General features: G+C 41.5%; 1 protein-coding gene. It reads left to right on the top strand.

The annotated features are described in order from the left end of the window. Positions 1-224: hypothetical protein (locus OD803_RS14605; protein WP_262734104.1), on the top strand; the 224-nt coding region annotated here is incomplete at both ends.

Raw genomic sequence — 224 nt, 5'->3', positions numbered from 1 at the left:
ACGAGTTTTGATTGTACTAATATAGGTGTTAACACAGTAACGTTAACAGTAACAGACAATAACGGAAACGTATCGACCTGTAGTGCAACAGTAACCGTTCAGGACAACACAGCACCAACAGCAATTTGTCAGAATGCAACAGTTGTATTAGATGCCTCAGGAAACGGAAGCATCACGACTTCAGATATAGACAATGGATCAAACGATGCCTGCGGAATAGCAAG

The organism is Gaetbulibacter sp. NE (genome assembly GCF_025548475.1).
GTDB lineage: Bacteria > Bacteroidota > Bacteroidia > Flavobacteriales > Flavobacteriaceae > Gaetbulibacter_B > Gaetbulibacter_B jejuensis.
This window is presented reverse-complemented; position numbering and strand designations above follow the sequence as displayed.